Genomic DNA, 13,764 nt, shown 5'->3' on the forward strand with positions numbered 1-13,764 from the left:
GTAGAGTCGAGCCATGCTCGACTCTACAAACAGCGTCAGAAGTCGAACAGCTCCGACAGGAAGCTCTCCTTCTTCTTTTTCTTGTAACCGTGGCCGTACTGCCCACGGTGCTCATCCTGGCGCTGGCCAAGATGGCGGGTATCGCGATGCATCACCGGCGGCGGCGCGACCTGCGGCGCGGCCTGCACCGGGGCCGGGGCCGGCACTGCAGCGCCGGCACGCTCGATGATCTTGTCCAGCTCGCCGCGATCCAGCCACACGCCACGGCAGCCCGGGCAGTAATCGATCTCGATGCCGTGGCGCTCGGCCATCTGCAGGGTCTGGGTGGTACACACGGGGCACTGCATGGGCGTCGCTCCTGTTGGTCAGCCCTCGACTCTACCTGTGCACCGATGACTGTCCGGCAACATGACCGATGGCACAGGGCCGCCGCCCGGTCCGCCATTGTCGTATTAAGCCTGCAACTGCGCCCAAAGCGTGCTGTAACGCCGTATTAGCCAACCCTGCACGCCGGGATCACCCCACGGTCGAGCATACTTGCGCGCCTTTTCACCAAACGCTGTCCGGAGTTGTCGCGTCATGTTGCTGTCCAAGCGCCACGTAGAGCCCCGCGTCCTGCTGATCGAGGACGCCGAGGAAACCCGCGAGCTGAGCCGCATGGCGCTGGAGAGCCAGGCGTGCCACGTGGTGGGCGTGAGCTCGGCCGAAGCGGCGCTGGGCCTGCTGGCCGCCGGCGAGCGCTTCGACCTGCTGTTCACCGACGTCAACCTCGGCCTGGTCAGCGGCATCGAGGCCGCCAACCACGTGCGCGGCCTGTACCCGCAGCTGCCGATCCTGGTCACCTCGGGCATGGACCAGCACGCGGTGCTGCCGCAGCTGCGCGATGGCATCCACTTCCTGCCCAAGCCGTACAACATGAGCGAGCTGCTCGACGCCATCCGGCTGTGCTTCCGCCACGCCGATGCCGGCGTGTTGACCGGCCCGGACGCGCAGGCCGCCTGAAGCCCGGATCCACGCGTGGCGTGGATCTACTGACACTGAAGTAGATCCACGCCATGCGTGGATGACCGTCGACCAGCCCGGACGCGCAGGCCGCTTAAGGCCCATTGATCCACGCGCGGCGTGGATCCACCGGACAATGAAGTAGATCCACGCCATGCGTGGATGACCGTCGACCAGCCCGGACGCGCAGGCGGCGTAAGGCCCATTGATCCACGCGTGGCGTGGATCTACTGACACTGAAGTAGATCCACGCCATGCGTGGATGACCGTCGACCGGCCCGGACGCGCAGAGGGCGTAAGGCCCATTGATCCACGCGTGGCGTGGATCTACCGGACAATGAAGTAGATCCACGCCATGCGTGGATGACCGTCGACCAGCCCGGACGCGCAGGCGGCGTAAGGCCCATTGATCCACGCGTGGCGTGGATCTACCGCAGCGCTTCCAGCAGGACCTCGGGGCGGAGTTCCAGGCCCGCCAGATCAGCATTGAAGTTGACACCGGCCAAGGCACCGTCGCGCTGCATGCCCGGCAGCCAGCGCTGCATGAAGGCCTCCAGCGCAATGACGGTAGGCACGTAATCCGCCCACTCGTCCACCGCATGCCGTGCGGCATACGCGCGGTCGGACCAGAAGACCAGCACGTCCTCGTCGCCGTCATTGGAGGGGCAGTACGCCCAACCGCGCGCCTCGCTGCGCAGGCCCCACACCTCGCCATGCTCGCGCACGCGACGGATGAAGCGCTCTTTCAGCAGTTCCATGTCGGCCGTCAGATGCAGGCTCATGGCAGCCACGCGTTCATCATGTCGTACAGCGAGGGGAAGAGCATCTCCACCTCCCCCTCATCGTGCAGGTAAAGCATGATTTCACCTCTGGCAGATATCAGAACAGGATTACCGGCACCGTCATCGGAAACAGCCAGTGCAGTGCGCAGGTGATCCGACACGTCGTCGCCGTAACGCTCACGGAACCCCAGGGTCAGCTCGATCACGGTCTCACGCCCGATCAACGAACCGTTCGCGAACGCGTGAATATCCACGCCGCCGAACGAACCGCCGAAGTGTTTGATGAAGGCCACGTACTGCGGCGCAAACACGGTCCCGAGTATCTGCTGGGCCGCTTCGATCTCGGCGTCCGTTGCCGGTTGCCCGCGCAGGCTGGGATGTTCGGCCAGCAGGGCTTCTACCCTGGCAACCAGTTCGGGGGGCATCGGCATGCCGCTACGATCGTCAGCCACCGGTGTACGGCCCCTCACCCGGCATCACCTCCAGCAGCGCGCGGGTGATTACCCGCGGGTAGACCGTCAGGTGGTCCTCACCATCGATCACCACGTTGTCCACCTGCAGCTTGCGGCCACCACGCTGCAGCTGGGCAGTGAAGTCCGCGGCCTGCTGCAGCATGTCGTTGCCGGTGGAATAGCGCGCCCCCGGCTTGACCGTTTCGTAGCTGCCCACCGACAGCAGCACGCGGGTAGGCTGTGCCGGAACCACGGCGTTGTCCTGCATGCGCGGCAGCAGCAGTTCGTCGAACCACAGAGAAGGACTGGACAGGATGTAGGTACTGAACAGATCCGGCTGGGTGGTGAGCACATAAGCGCCAAACAACGCGCCATAGGAATGGCCGGCAAACGCACGTCGCGCCGGATCGGTGCGGTAGCGCGCGTCGATCATCGGCAGCACCTCTGCGGCCAGGAAGTCGCGGTAATGCTCGGCACCGCCGTAGGTGACGTCATCACTGTAGTAACCGTCAGCCCTCCGCACGGGATTGCTGGGCGTGTAATCACGCGAGCGGCTCTGCTTGGAGGTCAGGCCTTCCTGCGGCGGCAGCCCGACCAGGATGAAGTTCTCGATGTTCACGCCCTGCTGCCCCACCAGGTTGCGCACGCTGCGCACCAGCGGAAAGCTGTACAGCGCATCGGTCACATACAGCACCGGGTAGCGCTTTTCAGGGTGTGCGGCGTAGTCGGCCGGCAGCGCAACCCAGATCGGGTAATCGCGACCGACCGGGTCGTGCACGCGCAGCGCTTCGGTATCGGACAGCACCACGCCAGGCGTGGCGGTGGCTGTTGCCGGATCCTGCTTCGGTGTGTCCTGCGCCGCCGGTGGTGGCACCGACATCGCGCACCCGGCTAGTGCCAGGCACATCAGCGCACTCCATCCACGTCCGTGCTTCATCCGCGTTTCTCCTGTGGCCATCGGCGCGATCAAGGCTGCGCCGGCGGGTGCGCCGGGAACAGCGTGCGCAGCGCCTGCAGCGCCGCCGGGTGGTAGATCGTGCCGTGGGTTTCCTGCGGGAACGGCTGATAGTCGACCTGCAACGAGGGCGAGGCGCCGTGCAGCAGCGTGCTTAGTTGCCGCGCAGTCTGCGCCAGCTCCGGCTGCCCGCTGCTGGCCAGGAACACGCGCGGCGTGGCCTTGGCCACCGCCGGCAGCAGCTTCGGTGCCGAGGCCAGCAGCGCGCCCTTGTTCCACCACAGGCTCGGGTCCAGTGCGATGTAGCTGTTGAACAGGGTCGGTTCCTGCAGCAGCGTTTCCACCACGAACAGGCCGGCCAGCGATTCGCCGATCAGGGCGCGCTCGTCGGTGGTCGGGTAACGCTGGCGCACCTGCGGCATCAGTTCATCGCGCAGGAAGGCGCGGTAGGCCGCCGAGCCGCCGATGCGTGGTGCGATCTTCCTGTCCTCCGGGTCGCTGCTGGGGCCGGTCATATCGCGGCGGCGCTCGGTGTTCTCGATGCCCACCAGCAGGAACGGGCGCATGCTGTCGTTGCCGCTCAGCACCTGCACCAGGCCGGCCACGTGCAGGAAGTCCTCGCCAATGCCACCGTCAGGCATGTACAGCACCGGCAACGGTGTCTTCGGGTCCAGGCCCCAGGGCTGCGGACGGTACACGTTGATGCGGCGGGTTTCGCCCAGCGCCTTCGATTCGAGGGTGAAGGTTTCACCGATCACCAGCGGCGTGGCCGGCGCTGCCTGTGCAGCCGGTGCCGGCTCGGCAGCCCACAGCGGCGTAGCAGCGACGGCGGACAACAACAGCGACAGCACGATCAAGCGCATGGAGCAACCCGTCCTGGGAAAGATGCCGAGCATAACGCGCTCTTGGCAGCGATGGCGCTGTGCGATGCTACCCTGCATCGTTTCCTACAAGGAGTTGGAACATGGGTGGATTCAGCATCTGGCATTGGCTCATCCTTCTGGCGGTCATCCTGATCCCGCTCGGCATCGCCGGCGTGATCGCAGCGATTGTTCTCAACCGACGCAAGTAGATCCACGCCATGCGTGGATGACGTGACCGACGCAAGTAGATCCACGCCATGCGTGGATGACCTGCCACGCGACATCCCCCGGTAGAGCCGAGCCCACGCTCGGCTGCCGTTGGCGCAGCAACAATCGCCGCACCTCTGTCGCATCTGCACTGAAAATCAGCCGCCAGACGCGCTCGCCCGACCGCCTTCGAAAGAAATATTGAAGCCAGCCATACACGAGCAGCTTCACACCGAATGGCCCGCACACTGCGATTTACGCCATTTCTCAGCGCGATCCGCCACGCGTTCCAGTAGATGCGTCGCGTCCTGTCGTTTGCTGCGCCAAACGCGCCTGCGACAATAATTGTAAGCACCTGCACTCGGCGGAGTTTCAGAAAACTCCGATTGAAATCCAGGCGCGGGCGTAACCAACATGCTGCGCCACCGACAACGGGTGGCACCGGGCCTGCAAGCCCGGGGAGACAAATCGCATGTTGTTTGCGCTCACCCGTCGGCACTGTCTCCGGACCGTGCCGGCGGGTGATCCGTCGGCCTTTATGGCGGGCGGTGCGTGGGGGTCTTTGGACCCGCCGGTAAATTGCGATTTGTCTTCCGGGCTTGCAGCCACGTACCGTCCGCCACCCGCATCCGCGCGGTGGCGTTTCCGCCCTAGTGCCGAGGAAAACGAGATGAACCCGCGTCCGCCCCAAGCGTCCCGCTCCATCCACACCGTCGTCAACGAGGCCGCCAATGACGGCAATCCTGCCCCCGACCTGAGCAGCTTCTTGGGATGCCTCAAACGCATCCGCGATGGAGACGCCGCCGATGGCCTGTGCTGGCCGGAACCGAAGCTGCTGCCCGGCCGCGCGCAGGATCTCGCGCGTGTCGAGCGCGCCGCCGTCGGCATGCTCACCGTGGCGGAAATGCTGCACGCCGCCGAACGTTGCCGCGTGCTGGCAACGCCTGATCGGCACCTGGATGAGGGCGTGGTGGACGGCATGTTGCTGGCCTGCCGCGGCCTGGCCGAACTGGTGTGCCGGGATATCCGGCCGCAGTAGCCGCATCGCCATCGCACGCCGGCCCCTGCGTGGGCCGGACCGATGTACAGTCAAGTCGTCAATTACAAGGAGGTTCGCATGTTGAATGCACTGATCATCGCCGCACTGGCCGCGGGCCCGGCCTCATCCTCGCCGTACGCCGATTGCGTGCTGGCCAACATCCAGCCCGGCCTGAGTGACCGTGCCGTGCTGCTGGTGCAGCATGCGTGTGCCGCGAAGTACCCAGCCAGTTACGCCGACGCGATTGAGCTTGAGCGCCGACACAGTTCCCAGCGACAGGCACAGTTCGATGCGGATCATGCTGCGGCGGCGCGGTCTGCCAATGCGGCGGCGGCTGCCGCGCAGGCGGCGGCAGATCGCAGTGCGGCGCAAACCAAGGGTGCCGACCCGAAGTAGGCCACGTTGCATCGGTGGTCAATCAGGCCGGATGGGTCCGCGCTGACGCACGGACAACATCATCAAGCGGTGTTGCGCAGCCGATTGCCGCGCAACGCTGAAGCCTGGCGCGGGCTCAACCCGCCGAGCAGGCGACGTCCATCACCGCGGCATTCAGTGTGCCCGCATGCACCGGCACAGGATCGAGCGGCCTGGGTTCGCCCCCGAGATACTCGTTGTCTGCGCTGAGTTCCAGACTCGAGAGATGCGCCACGGTGTGCTTCTTGCAGTCATAGCGCGATCGGACATCCATGTATCGGGTCCGGGGGTGAACCTTGAGATCGTCGGGTACGGTATCAAGCACCTGGCGGATCGACAGCGTGACGGTGTCACCCTCACGCCGCAGCTTCTGCTGCCTGTCGATATAGGTCTTGGATGACGCACTGCTGCCCAGGTAGTACCAGCGTTCTGGTGGATTGACTCCGTCTGCTCTTGCTGATGCCGGCGTCGCCACATTCCCCTGCGTTGCGCCCGATTTTTCGGCTGCCTGGACCGACGTAATACCCAGAGCCACCGTGGCAACAAGCATGGCGCCAACGCGCTTCAATTCAACAAACGTCATGTAATTACTGCTCCTTGCTACGACATGGGGGGCGCAAGTATGCCGTTCGACCGAGCCGCGATTTCCACTCTCGCCTGAATAGCCTGCCTTTCGACTTCGCGGCGCGGATTGATCAATCTGCGCAATAGCAGATCAGCGCCTCATGGCATCCGGGCTACGCTTCTTTGCGCCGCTCGACGGATGTGATTCAGAGCGCGACCAACCGACACCCTCACGAGGCTCTCTCCGTGCTCAATCGCGCCTGCCTGCTCGGCACCTTGTTGCTGGCTGCTGGGTCATCCTTGGCCAAGCCCAGCACTGAGCGTGTGGCATGAGCAGCCGGGCGACCCAGAAGGGCGTTTGCGGAGCAAAAAAAAGACGCCCAAGGGCGTCTTTTCTTTGAATGCATTGGTGGGCCGTGATGGATTCGAACCATCGACCAAAAGATTAAAAGTCTTCTGCTCTACCGACTGAGCTAACGGCCCGTGCATGCCCTGCCTTTCGGCGGGGTCGGCATTTTAACCTACTTTGATGGCTGGGTGGGAAGGCAAAAGCGTGCGAACCAACGGTTCGCACCTACCACAGCACACCGGTAGCGCCGGGCCATGCCCGGCGGAGGGCGTGCGAACCAACGGTTCGCACCTACCACAGCACACCGGTAGCGCCGGGCCATGCCCGGCGGAGGGCGTGCGAACCAACGGTTCGCACCCACCGAGAGCCGGTTCGCACCCACCGGGGGGCGGTTACGCGTACAGCGTCGGGTCGGCTACGCCGGCGTCCGTGAAGCCCTGCGCGCGCAGGCGGCAGGCATCGCAATGGCCGCAGGCGGCGCCATTGGCGTCGGCGTTGTAGCAGGACACGGTCAGGCCGAAATCCACGCCCAGGCGCACGCCTTCAGTGACGATCTGCGCCTTGCTGAGGAACTGCAGCGGTGCGTGCACGGTGATGCCCGCCCCTTCCACGCCCGACTTGGTGGCCAGGTTGGCCAGCGCCTGGAAGGCGGCGATGAACTCGGGGCGGCAATCCGGGTAGCCCGAATAGTCCACGGCGTTGACGCCGCAGAAGATGTCGTTGGCACCCAGCACTTCGGCCCAGCCCAGGGCCAGCGACAGCATGATGGTGTTGCGCGCCGGCACGTAGGTGACCGGGATGCCCTCGCCGCCCGCTTCGGGCACGTCGATGTCATCGGTCAGGGCCGAGCCGCCGATGCTGCGCAGGTCCACGTCCACGGTCTTGTGGGCGATGACGCCCTGGGCCTTGGCCACGCGCACGGCGGCGTCCAGCTCGGAGGTGTGGCGCTGGCCATAGCGCACGCTCAGGGCATGCACGGCAAAGCCCTGTTCCTGGGCCATGGCGATGACGGCGGCTGAATCCATGCCGCCGGAGAGAAGCACGACTGCCTTCTTCATGGGTAAAACATCCGGTTGGGAGGGGAAAGCCAGCACGCTGTCCCGCGCCGGAACTACATCAGGGCACCACGCCCAGGCTCATCGGCCCGGCTCGTCGTTCCACAGAATCTTGTGCAGCTGCATCTGGAACCGCACCGGCAGCCGGTCTTCGACGATCCAGTCAGCCAGCTGGCGCGCGGTGATCTCGCCCTTGCTGGGCGAGAAGAACACGGTGCAGCGCTTCACCAGGTCGTGCTCAGCAAGCATGCCCTTGGCCCAGTCGTAATCCTCGCGGCTGCAGATGACAAACTTGATCTGGTCGCGGGCGGTCAGCAGCGGCAGGTTTTCCAGGCGGTTGCGCGCGGCTTCGGCCGACCCCGGGGTCTTGATGTCGACCACGCGGGACACGCGCGGGTCGACCGCGCTGACGTCCAGCGCGCCGGAGGTTTCCAGCGAGACGTCCATGCCGGCATCGCACAGCGTCTGCAGCAGCACCAGGCAGCGCTTCTGCGCCAGCGGCTCGCCGCCGGTCACGCAGACATGGCGCACGCCCTGGGCCAGCACCTCGGCCACGATGTCGTCGATATCCCACCAGGTGCCGCCGTGGAAGGCGTAGGCCGTGTCGCAGTAGTTGCAGCGCAGCGGGCAGCCGGTCAGGCGCACGAACACGGTCGGCCAGCCGGCGGTATCGGCTTCGCCCTGCAGCGAGGTGAAGATCTCGGTGATCTTCAGCCGGGGCAGCGGCGACTGCACGATCTCGCTGGGGGTAGCGACGGCGTTGGACGGGGTAACGGCGGTCATGGCAAACAATTCTTCAGGGGACGGGCGACCGATTTGTCGTCGCCGGAAACGAAAGCAGCCGAGCATGGGCTCGGCTCTACAGGGCACCCATTGTACGCCCGGTCAGCGGATCAGCGGATCTGCCGACCCAGGCGGATGGACTGCAGGCGGTCCTGCGCGGTGCGCGCGGCGTCCGAGCCCGGGTACTGCGCCACGACGGTTTCCAGGGTCTGCTGGGCCTGGTCGACCTTGCCTTCGCCATACAGCGAGAGGCCAACCTTGAGCAGGCCGCCGGGGGCCTTGTCGTGGGTGGGATAACGCGAGAGCAGTTCGCGGAACTGGGTCTCGGCCATCGGGAAATTGCGGGTGGCGTAGTAGCTCTCACCCAGCCAGTACAGCGCGTTGGGGGTGTAGACGCCGTTCGGGTACAGCTCCAGGAAGCTCAGGAACAGCTGCGCCGAATCATCGTACTTGCCGGCCTTCAGCGCATCGAAGGCGACGTTGTACGAGGTGCGTTCGTCACCGGTGGCCGCCAGGCTGCCCGGGTCGCCATGCACGGAAGGCGGCCGCTCGGAAGTGGCCGCTGCAGTGGGCTGCGCCGGGGCCGCGGGGGCCTTCGACGGGGTTGCCGGAACGGGCGGCAGGGCGGGCGCTGCATTGCCCCCTTCCAACCGGTTCAGGCGGCCGTCCAGATCCAGGTACTGGTCCTGGGAGGACTGCTTGAGCTGGGCGTTTTCGTGCTGGATCTGCTCGAGGGTCGACTGCAGGCTGGTGACCTGCTGGCGCAGCTGGTTGATCTGGTTCAACAGGTCCTGGTTGGCACTGTTGTTGTACATCTGCTGCTCGAGGGAACCGACACGGTCGGCCAGGCTCTGCCGCTGTGCGTGCGCCGGTGCGGCAGCCACGAGGGCTGCCGCAACGACCAGCATCAGTTTGATGCCAATGCGCATGGATTACTGCGCGGTGTAGACGATTTCGACGCGACGGTTCTGCGACCAGCAGGACTCGTTCGACTCGGTGCAGACCGGACGCTCTTCACCGTAGGACACGACGGTCAGCTGCGAAGCCGAGCCACCGTTGGCCTGCAGGGCCGAGTTGACGCCGTTGCCACGACGCTCGCCCAGGGCCTGGTTGTACGCGCGCGAACCGCGCTCGTCGGTGTGGCCCTGCAGGGTGATGCGCGAGGACGGACGGTCACGCAGGTACTTGGCATGGCAAGCCATGATCGCCTGGAATTCCGGCTTCACGTCTTCCTTGTCCAGATCGAAGTAGACAACGCGCTGACGCAGGCAGGCGTCGGTGTCCAGGTCGCCCGGGCCGTACAGGCCGGAGGTGGACGGACCGGTCGGGGCGGTGGTCGAGGTGCCGGTGTCAACCGGGGCTGCCGGCTCTTCCTTCACCTTCTTCGAGCAACCGGCCAGGACGGCCACAGACAGCAGGGAAACAAGCAGAACGCGGGTGGACTTGTTCATGGCAATACCTTTGTGGCTCCTAGGCCGATGAGGGGTCAATACAGCGAAAATATTAACACTCTTTTAGCGCTGGGTACGGTATGGCGACCATGCCGGTTCGCGCACATCACCATCGGCCAGCACCAGGCGCTGGCGGACACGCCCATCCGCCGAGACGGCATACAGCACGCCACGGCCACCTTCGCGCGCGGCGTACAGCACCATGCTCGCGTTCGGGGCGAAACTCGGCGACTCGTCCAGCGAGCCCACCGACAGCGTGTTCCAGCGCGCGGAGCCCAGCGAGCTGTCCATCACCGCGATCTTGTAGCTGTTGCCCGAGCCCTGTGCCACGGCGATCTTCTTGCCGTCGTAGGACACCGAGGGCTTGGCGTTGTAGTTGCCCTGGAAGGTCACGCGCTCGGCACTGCCGCCGCCGGCGCCCACCTTGTAGACCTGCGGACGGCCGCCGCGGTCGGAGGTGAAGTACACCGCGCTGCCGTCCGGGGCCCAGGTCGGCTCGGTATCGATGGCGAAGTGGTTGGTCAGCTGGGTCAGCTGCTTGCTGCCCAGGTCCATCACGTAGATTTCCGGGTTGCCCGAACGCGAGAGGGTCAGGGCCAGCTTGCGGCCGTCCGGCGAGAAGGCCGGGGCGCTGTTGATGCCGCGGAAGCTGGTGACCAGCTCACGGGCGCCGGTGGAGATGTTCTGGATGTAGATGGCCGAGTTGCCACGCTCGAAGCTGACGTAGGCCAGCTTGCCGCCATCCGGGCTCCACGACGGCGACAGCAGCGGCTCGGCCGAGCGGACGATGGTCTGCGGGTTGTAGCCATCCGAATCGGCGACCATCAGCGCATAGCGCATGGCATCGCCCTTGCCGCTGGCGGTGACGTAGGCGATGCGGGTCCAGAAGGCACCGCGCACGCCGGTGATCTTCTCGTAGATGGCGTCGGCCATCTGGTGGGCCACATCACGCATGGCGTTGCCGCGCGCGGTCATGGCCAGGCCCAGCAGGCGCTCGCCCTTGGGCACGTCGAACAGTTCGTACTCGACGCGGTAGGCGCCGGCACCGGCGTCCATGACACGGCCGACCACGATGTAGTTCTGCTTCAGCGCGCGCCAGGTCGGGAACTGGATCTCGCCGCCACGGGTCGGCTTTTCCACGATCTGTGCTTCGGGCAGCGTGCGGAACTGGCCCGAACGCTCCAGGTCGGCGCGGACGACGCCGGCCACATCGGTCTGCGGGGCGCCGGCCGAACCCTGGTAGGGCATGGGCACGACGGTGATCGGCAGTGCGGAGGCATTGCCGCCGATGATGTCGATATCCAGCCCCTTCTGCTGCGCGAAGGCAGCGAAAGGCAGCAAGAGGGCCGCAAACACGGCAAGCCAGCGAGGCATCTTCTTCATGGAGCGCTCAATAAAGGGGAAACCGGACAGATGGATAACAAAACGGGGGTGAACCGCTTCGCAATCATGAACCAAGGGTACGTGAATTCCGGGTCAGTACGCGCCCCGCCTCTCACGCCCCGTTAACTTCATGGCGAACGTCAGCCGGGCAGCCCACCGGGGCCACCCGGATACCGGCCTCAGCGATCCTGGGCGGTAAAGGTGAAGTTGATGGTGCGGGCGAAGACCGACTCGAACCCCCGGTACGGCAACGGCTGGGCGTTCAGCACGGCCGCTTCGATCGAGCGCTTGCCAGCCTCGTCGTAGGGGCAGCTACCGCTGACCGTCGCGCTGCGCACCGTGCCACCGGGCAGCTGGTTGATGGTGATCTGGCACTTCTGGCCCAGCGGCACGCTGTCCGGACGGCTCCACGATGCCAGCACCTTGGCCTGGATGGCGGCAGCGTACTTGGCCGAAAGATCGTCACTGGTGCCGCCACCACCGGCGGCCGGCTGCGCGGCACTGGTGCTGCCGGCCGGGGCTGCGCCTGCGGCGTTGCGGGCGGCGGCCACCTGGCGCAGCTTCTGCTCGGCCAGCTTGGCTTCCTTTTCAGCCTGCTCGCGCTTGGCGCGGATGTCGGCGATCTTCTTCTGCCGCTCGGCCTCGGCCTTGTCGGCCGCCACCTTCTGCTGGTCGGCGATCTTCTTCCTGGCGTCTTCTTCCTGCTGCTTGGCCAGGCGTGCCTTCTGCTCGGCTTCTTCCTGGCGCTTGCGTTCGGTCAGGTCGATCTGTTCCTGGCGGCGCTTGGCTTCCTGCTCCTGCTTGGCCTTCTCCTGCGAGATGGCCAGGGCGTTGGCGGCGTCCTGGTCCTTGGTGTCCGGCTGGGCCACGCGCTCCTGCGCCTGTTGCTGCTGTGGCGTGGGCGCGTCCTGCGGGCGCGGCGCCTCGATCGGCTGCGGCGGCGGGATGGTGTCTTCGGGCACGGCGACCGGCACCGGCTCGGGCACCGGCTGCGGCAGGTCTTCGAGCTTTTCCGACTGGCGCAGGGCCTGGCGCGCGGCGGCGGCCTCGGCGGAGGACAGCGCCAGGCTGGCCTCGACCGACGGATCGCCGGCGGCGGCTTCGGTGTTGCGTTCCGGCGACCACAGCCAGGCCACGATGAAGACCAGCGCGACCAGCAGGTGCACCAGCACGGCCAGGCCCAGGGGCAGGCCCCAGCCCGGTTCCTGCTTGTGCGGCGGTGGCAGGGTGTCAGCGTGCATCGGTGGCCAGGCCTACCTTGTCGACTTTGGCGCGCTTGATGACATCCATCGCCGCGATGACCTTTTCATAGGCCACGGCACGGTCGGCGGCGACGATCACGCGCACGCCCTTGTCCTGTGCGGCGATGCCGGCCAGGCGGCCTTCCAGTTCCTCGGCGCTGACCGCGACCGGCTCCTTGGCGTCGGGCAGCTTCAGGCTCAGCTGGCCGTCCTCGCGCACAGAGACGATCACCGGGTCCTGTTTGCTTTCCAGCGCCTTGGCGTTGGACTGCGGCAGGTCGACATCGAAGCTCAGGGTAAGCAGCGGCGCGGTGACCATGAAGATGATCAACAGCACCAGCATGACGTCGATGTAGGGAACGACGTTGATTTCCGATTTCAGCTTGCGGCGCTTGCGGCGACCGATGGCAGCGGACATGGCTTGGACTCCCGGGTCAGTCGCTTACTCGTCGCCAGCGCTCTGGCGCTGCAGGATCGAGCTGAACTCTTCGGCGAAGGTCTCGAACCGCACCGACATGCGCTCCACGCGGGTGGTGAAGCGGTTGTAGGCCCACACCGCCGGGATGGCCACGAACAGGCCGATGGCGGTAGCGAACAGTGCTTCGGAAATGCCCGGCGCGACGGCGGCGATACCGGCCTGGGCACCGCTGCTGATCATGTCGTGCATGGTGACCATGATGCCGAACACGGTGCCGACCAGGCCCACGTACGGGGCGGTGGAGCCGATGTTGGCCAGCAGTTCGAGGTTGCGCTCGAGCTGGTCCACTTCGCGGGTGTAGGTGGTGCGCATGGCGCGCTGGGCACCTTCCAGCTGCGCGCGGCCATCCAGGCGGCGCTTGTCGCGCAGGCGGCTGTATTCGCGGAAGCCGGCTTCGAAGATGGCTTCCAGGCCGCCGACATTGCGGCTGCGGTCGGTGGCCGAGCTGTACAGCTTGCCCAGGTCGGCGCCGGACCAGAAGCGGTTCTCGAACTCGTCCGCTTCACGGGTGGCCTGCTTGAAGACGCGGGCCTTGCGGAAAATGATCACCCAGCTGACGAACGAGCCGACCAGCAGCAGCAGCACGATGATCTTCACCGGCAGGCTGGCCTTGGCCATCAGTTCGAGGTAGTTGATGCCGCCGCCGGTGGTGGCCTGGGCAAGGGTCTGGGTCGCGGCATTGCTGACATCGGCCGGCAGTGCCTCGGTGACCGTGGCCTGCAGGGCCAGGAGCGTTGCGATCATCC

General features: G+C 65.9%; 17 protein-coding genes and 1 tRNA gene. 3 read left to right on the plus strand and 15 right to left on the minus strand.

Going from position 1 to position 13,764, the window contains the following annotated elements; genetic code table 11:
* Positions 1-35: 35 nt before the first annotated feature.
* A complete protein-coding gene (locus tag C1927_RS16225) occupies positions 36-347 on the minus strand; it encodes a zf-TFIIB domain-containing protein (protein ID WP_108747224.1) in 312 nt (103 codons plus the stop codon).
* Between the two features lie 232 nt (positions 348-579).
* Between C1927_RS16225 and C1927_RS16230 the strand changes: the two genes are divergently transcribed.
* Positions 580-1,002 carry a response regulator gene (locus C1927_RS16230; protein ID WP_108747225.1) on the plus strand — a complete coding sequence of 141 codons (423 nt, stop codon included), beginning with the start codon at positions 580-582 and terminating at the stop codon, positions 1,000-1,002.
* A 428-nt stretch (positions 1,003-1,430) separates the two neighbouring features.
* Here C1927_RS16230 and C1927_RS16235 read toward each other — a convergent pair whose 3' ends face one another.
* From C1927_RS16235 to C1927_RS16250, 4 genes are read right to left on the minus strand one after another with little or no spacing between them, the layout of a single operon-like run.
* Positions 1,431-1,784 carry a DUF2750 domain-containing protein gene (locus C1927_RS16235; protein ID WP_079222883.1) on the minus strand — a complete coding sequence of 118 codons (354 nt, stop codon included), beginning with the start codon at positions 1,782-1,784 and terminating at the stop codon, positions 1,431-1,433.
* On the minus strand, positions 1,781-2,215 hold the full coding sequence (locus tag C1927_RS16240; RefSeq protein WP_216821156.1) for an SMI1/KNR4 family protein: 435 nt from the start codon (positions 2,213-2,215) through the stop codon (positions 1,781-1,783). The genes C1927_RS16235 and C1927_RS16240 overlap by 4 nt, the downstream gene beginning before the upstream one ends.
* 13 nt (positions 2,216-2,228) lie before the next feature.
* Entirely contained in the window at positions 2,229-3,173 is a 945-nt protein-coding gene (locus C1927_RS16245; protein WP_108747226.1) for an alpha/beta hydrolase-fold protein, read from the minus strand.
* A gap of 29 nt (positions 3,174-3,202) precedes the next feature.
* Positions 3,203-4,054: an alpha/beta hydrolase-fold protein gene (locus C1927_RS16250; RefSeq protein ID WP_108747227.1), complete on the minus strand. Its 852-nt coding sequence runs from the start codon at positions 4,052-4,054 to the stop codon at positions 3,203-3,205.
* 877 nt (positions 4,055-4,931) lie between these two features.
* On the opposite strand from C1927_RS16250, the gene C1927_RS16255 reads away from it, so the two are divergent.
* On the plus strand, positions 4,932-5,300 hold the full coding sequence (locus C1927_RS16255; protein ID WP_108747228.1) for a hypothetical protein: 369 nt from the start codon (positions 4,932-4,934) through the stop codon (positions 5,298-5,300).
* A gap of 78 nt (positions 5,301-5,378) precedes the next feature.
* Positions 5,379-5,696: a hypothetical protein gene (locus C1927_RS16260; protein WP_108747229.1), complete on the plus strand. Its 318-nt coding sequence runs from the start codon at positions 5,379-5,381 to the stop codon at positions 5,694-5,696.
* Positions 5,697-5,811: 115 nt separating this feature from the next.
* Here the strand turns inward: C1927_RS16260 and C1927_RS16265 are convergent, their stop codons facing one another.
* From C1927_RS16265 to tolQ, 10 genes are all read right to left on the minus strand, one after another.
* Positions 5,812-6,297: a surface-adhesin E family protein gene (locus C1927_RS16265; protein ID WP_108747230.1), complete on the minus strand. Its 486-nt coding sequence runs from the start codon at positions 6,295-6,297 to the stop codon at positions 5,812-5,814.
* 388 nt (positions 6,298-6,685) lie between these two features.
* Positions 6,686-6,761: transfer RNA gene (locus tag C1927_RS16270), tRNA-Lys, on the minus strand.
* A 258-nt stretch (positions 6,762-7,019) separates the two neighbouring features.
* Complete coding sequence (queC, locus tag C1927_RS16275; RefSeq protein ID WP_079222889.1) at positions 7,020-7,685, minus strand: 7-cyano-7-deazaguanine synthase QueC; 666 nt, start codon at positions 7,683-7,685, stop codon at positions 7,020-7,022.
* A gap of 78 nt (positions 7,686-7,763) precedes the next feature.
* Positions 7,764-8,465 carry a 7-carboxy-7-deazaguanine synthase QueE gene (queE, locus tag C1927_RS16280; protein WP_108747231.1) on the minus strand — a complete coding sequence of 234 codons (702 nt, stop codon included), beginning with the start codon at positions 8,463-8,465 and terminating at the stop codon, positions 7,764-7,766.
* A gap of 110 nt (positions 8,466-8,575) precedes the next feature.
* Positions 8,576-9,394, minus strand: a complete 819-nt coding sequence (gene ybgF, locus C1927_RS16285) for a tol-pal system protein YbgF (RefSeq protein ID WP_079222891.1) — start codon at positions 9,392-9,394, stop codon at positions 8,576-8,578.
* 3 nt (positions 9,395-9,397) lie between these two features.
* Positions 9,398-9,916 carry a peptidoglycan-associated lipoprotein Pal gene (gene pal, locus C1927_RS16290; RefSeq protein WP_079222892.1) on the minus strand — a complete coding sequence of 173 codons (519 nt, stop codon included), beginning with the start codon at positions 9,914-9,916 and terminating at the stop codon, positions 9,398-9,400.
* Between the two features lie 63 nt (positions 9,917-9,979).
* Entirely contained in the window at positions 9,980-11,299 is a 1,320-nt protein-coding gene (gene tolB / locus C1927_RS16295) for a Tol-Pal system beta propeller repeat protein TolB (protein WP_079222893.1), read from the minus strand.
* 179 nt (positions 11,300-11,478) lie between these two features.
* Complete coding sequence (gene tolA, locus C1927_RS16300; RefSeq protein ID WP_108747232.1) at positions 11,479-12,540, minus strand: cell envelope integrity protein TolA; 1,062 nt, start codon at positions 12,538-12,540, stop codon at positions 11,479-11,481.
* Entirely contained in the window at positions 12,530-12,958 is a 429-nt protein-coding gene (gene tolR, locus C1927_RS16305) for a protein TolR (protein ID WP_079222895.1), read from the minus strand. The genes tolA and tolR overlap by 11 nt, the downstream gene beginning before the upstream one ends.
* Positions 12,959-12,982: 24 nt before the next feature.
* Complete coding sequence (gene tolQ, locus C1927_RS16310; protein WP_079222896.1) at positions 12,983-13,762, minus strand: protein TolQ; 780 nt, start codon at positions 13,760-13,762, stop codon at positions 12,983-12,985.
* Positions 13,763-13,764 lie beyond the last annotated feature (2 nt).

The organism is Stenotrophomonas sp. ZAC14D1_NAIMI4_1 (assembly GCF_003086775.1).
GTDB lineage: Bacteria > Pseudomonadota > Gammaproteobacteria > Xanthomonadales > Xanthomonadaceae > Stenotrophomonas.

Coding starts and splice junctions, on each gene's coding strand:
- C1927_RS16255 (WP_108747228.1), top strand. CDS start 4,932: ATGAACCCGCGTCCGCCCCAAGCGTCCCGCTCCATCCACACCGTCGTC.
- tolB (WP_079222893.1), bottom strand. CDS start 11,299: ATGAAGAAGATGCCTCGCTGGCTTGCCGTGTTTGCGGCCCTCTTGCTG.
- queC (WP_079222889.1), bottom strand. CDS start 7,685: ATGAAGAAGGCAGTCGTGCTTCTCTCCGGCGGCATGGATTCAGCCGCC.
- tolA (WP_108747232.1), bottom strand. CDS start 12,540: ATGCACGCTGACACCCTGCCACCGCCGCACAAGCAGGAACCGGGCTGG.
- C1927_RS16230 (WP_108747225.1), top strand. CDS start 580: ATGTTGCTGTCCAAGCGCCACGTAGAGCCCCGCGTCCTGCTGATCGAG.
- tolQ (WP_079222896.1), bottom strand. CDS start 13,762: ATGATCGCAACGCTCCTGGCCCTGCAGGCCACGGTCACCGAGGCACTG.
- C1927_RS16240 (WP_216821156.1), bottom strand. CDS start 2,215: ATGCCGATGCCCCCCGAACTGGTTGCCAGGGTAGAAGCCCTGCTGGCC.
- tolR (WP_079222895.1), bottom strand. CDS start 12,958: ATGTCCGCTGCCATCGGTCGCCGCAAGCGCCGCAAGCTGAAATCGGAA.
- C1927_RS16260 (WP_108747229.1), top strand. CDS start 5,379: ATGTTGAATGCACTGATCATCGCCGCACTGGCCGCGGGCCCGGCCTCA.
- queE (WP_108747231.1), bottom strand. CDS start 8,465: ATGACCGCCGTTACCCCGTCCAACGCCGTCGCTACCCCCAGCGAGATC.
- C1927_RS16245 (WP_108747226.1), bottom strand. CDS start 3,173: ATGAAGCACGGACGTGGATGGAGTGCGCTGATGTGCCTGGCACTAGCC.
- ybgF (WP_079222891.1), bottom strand. CDS start 9,394: ATGCGCATTGGCATCAAACTGATGCTGGTCGTTGCGGCAGCCCTCGTG.
- C1927_RS16265 (WP_108747230.1), bottom strand. CDS start 6,297: ATGACGTTTGTTGAATTGAAGCGCGTTGGCGCCATGCTTGTTGCCACG.
- C1927_RS16235 (WP_079222883.1), bottom strand. CDS start 1,784: ATGAGCCTGCATCTGACGGCCGACATGGAACTGCTGAAAGAGCGCTTC.
- pal (WP_079222892.1), bottom strand. CDS start 9,916: ATGAACAAGTCCACCCGCGTTCTGCTTGTTTCCCTGCTGTCTGTGGCC.
- C1927_RS16225 (WP_108747224.1), bottom strand. CDS start 347: ATGCAGTGCCCCGTGTGTACCACCCAGACCCTGCAGATGGCCGAGCGC.
- C1927_RS16250 (WP_108747227.1), bottom strand. CDS start 4,054: ATGCGCTTGATCGTGCTGTCGCTGTTGTTGTCCGCCGTCGCTGCTACG.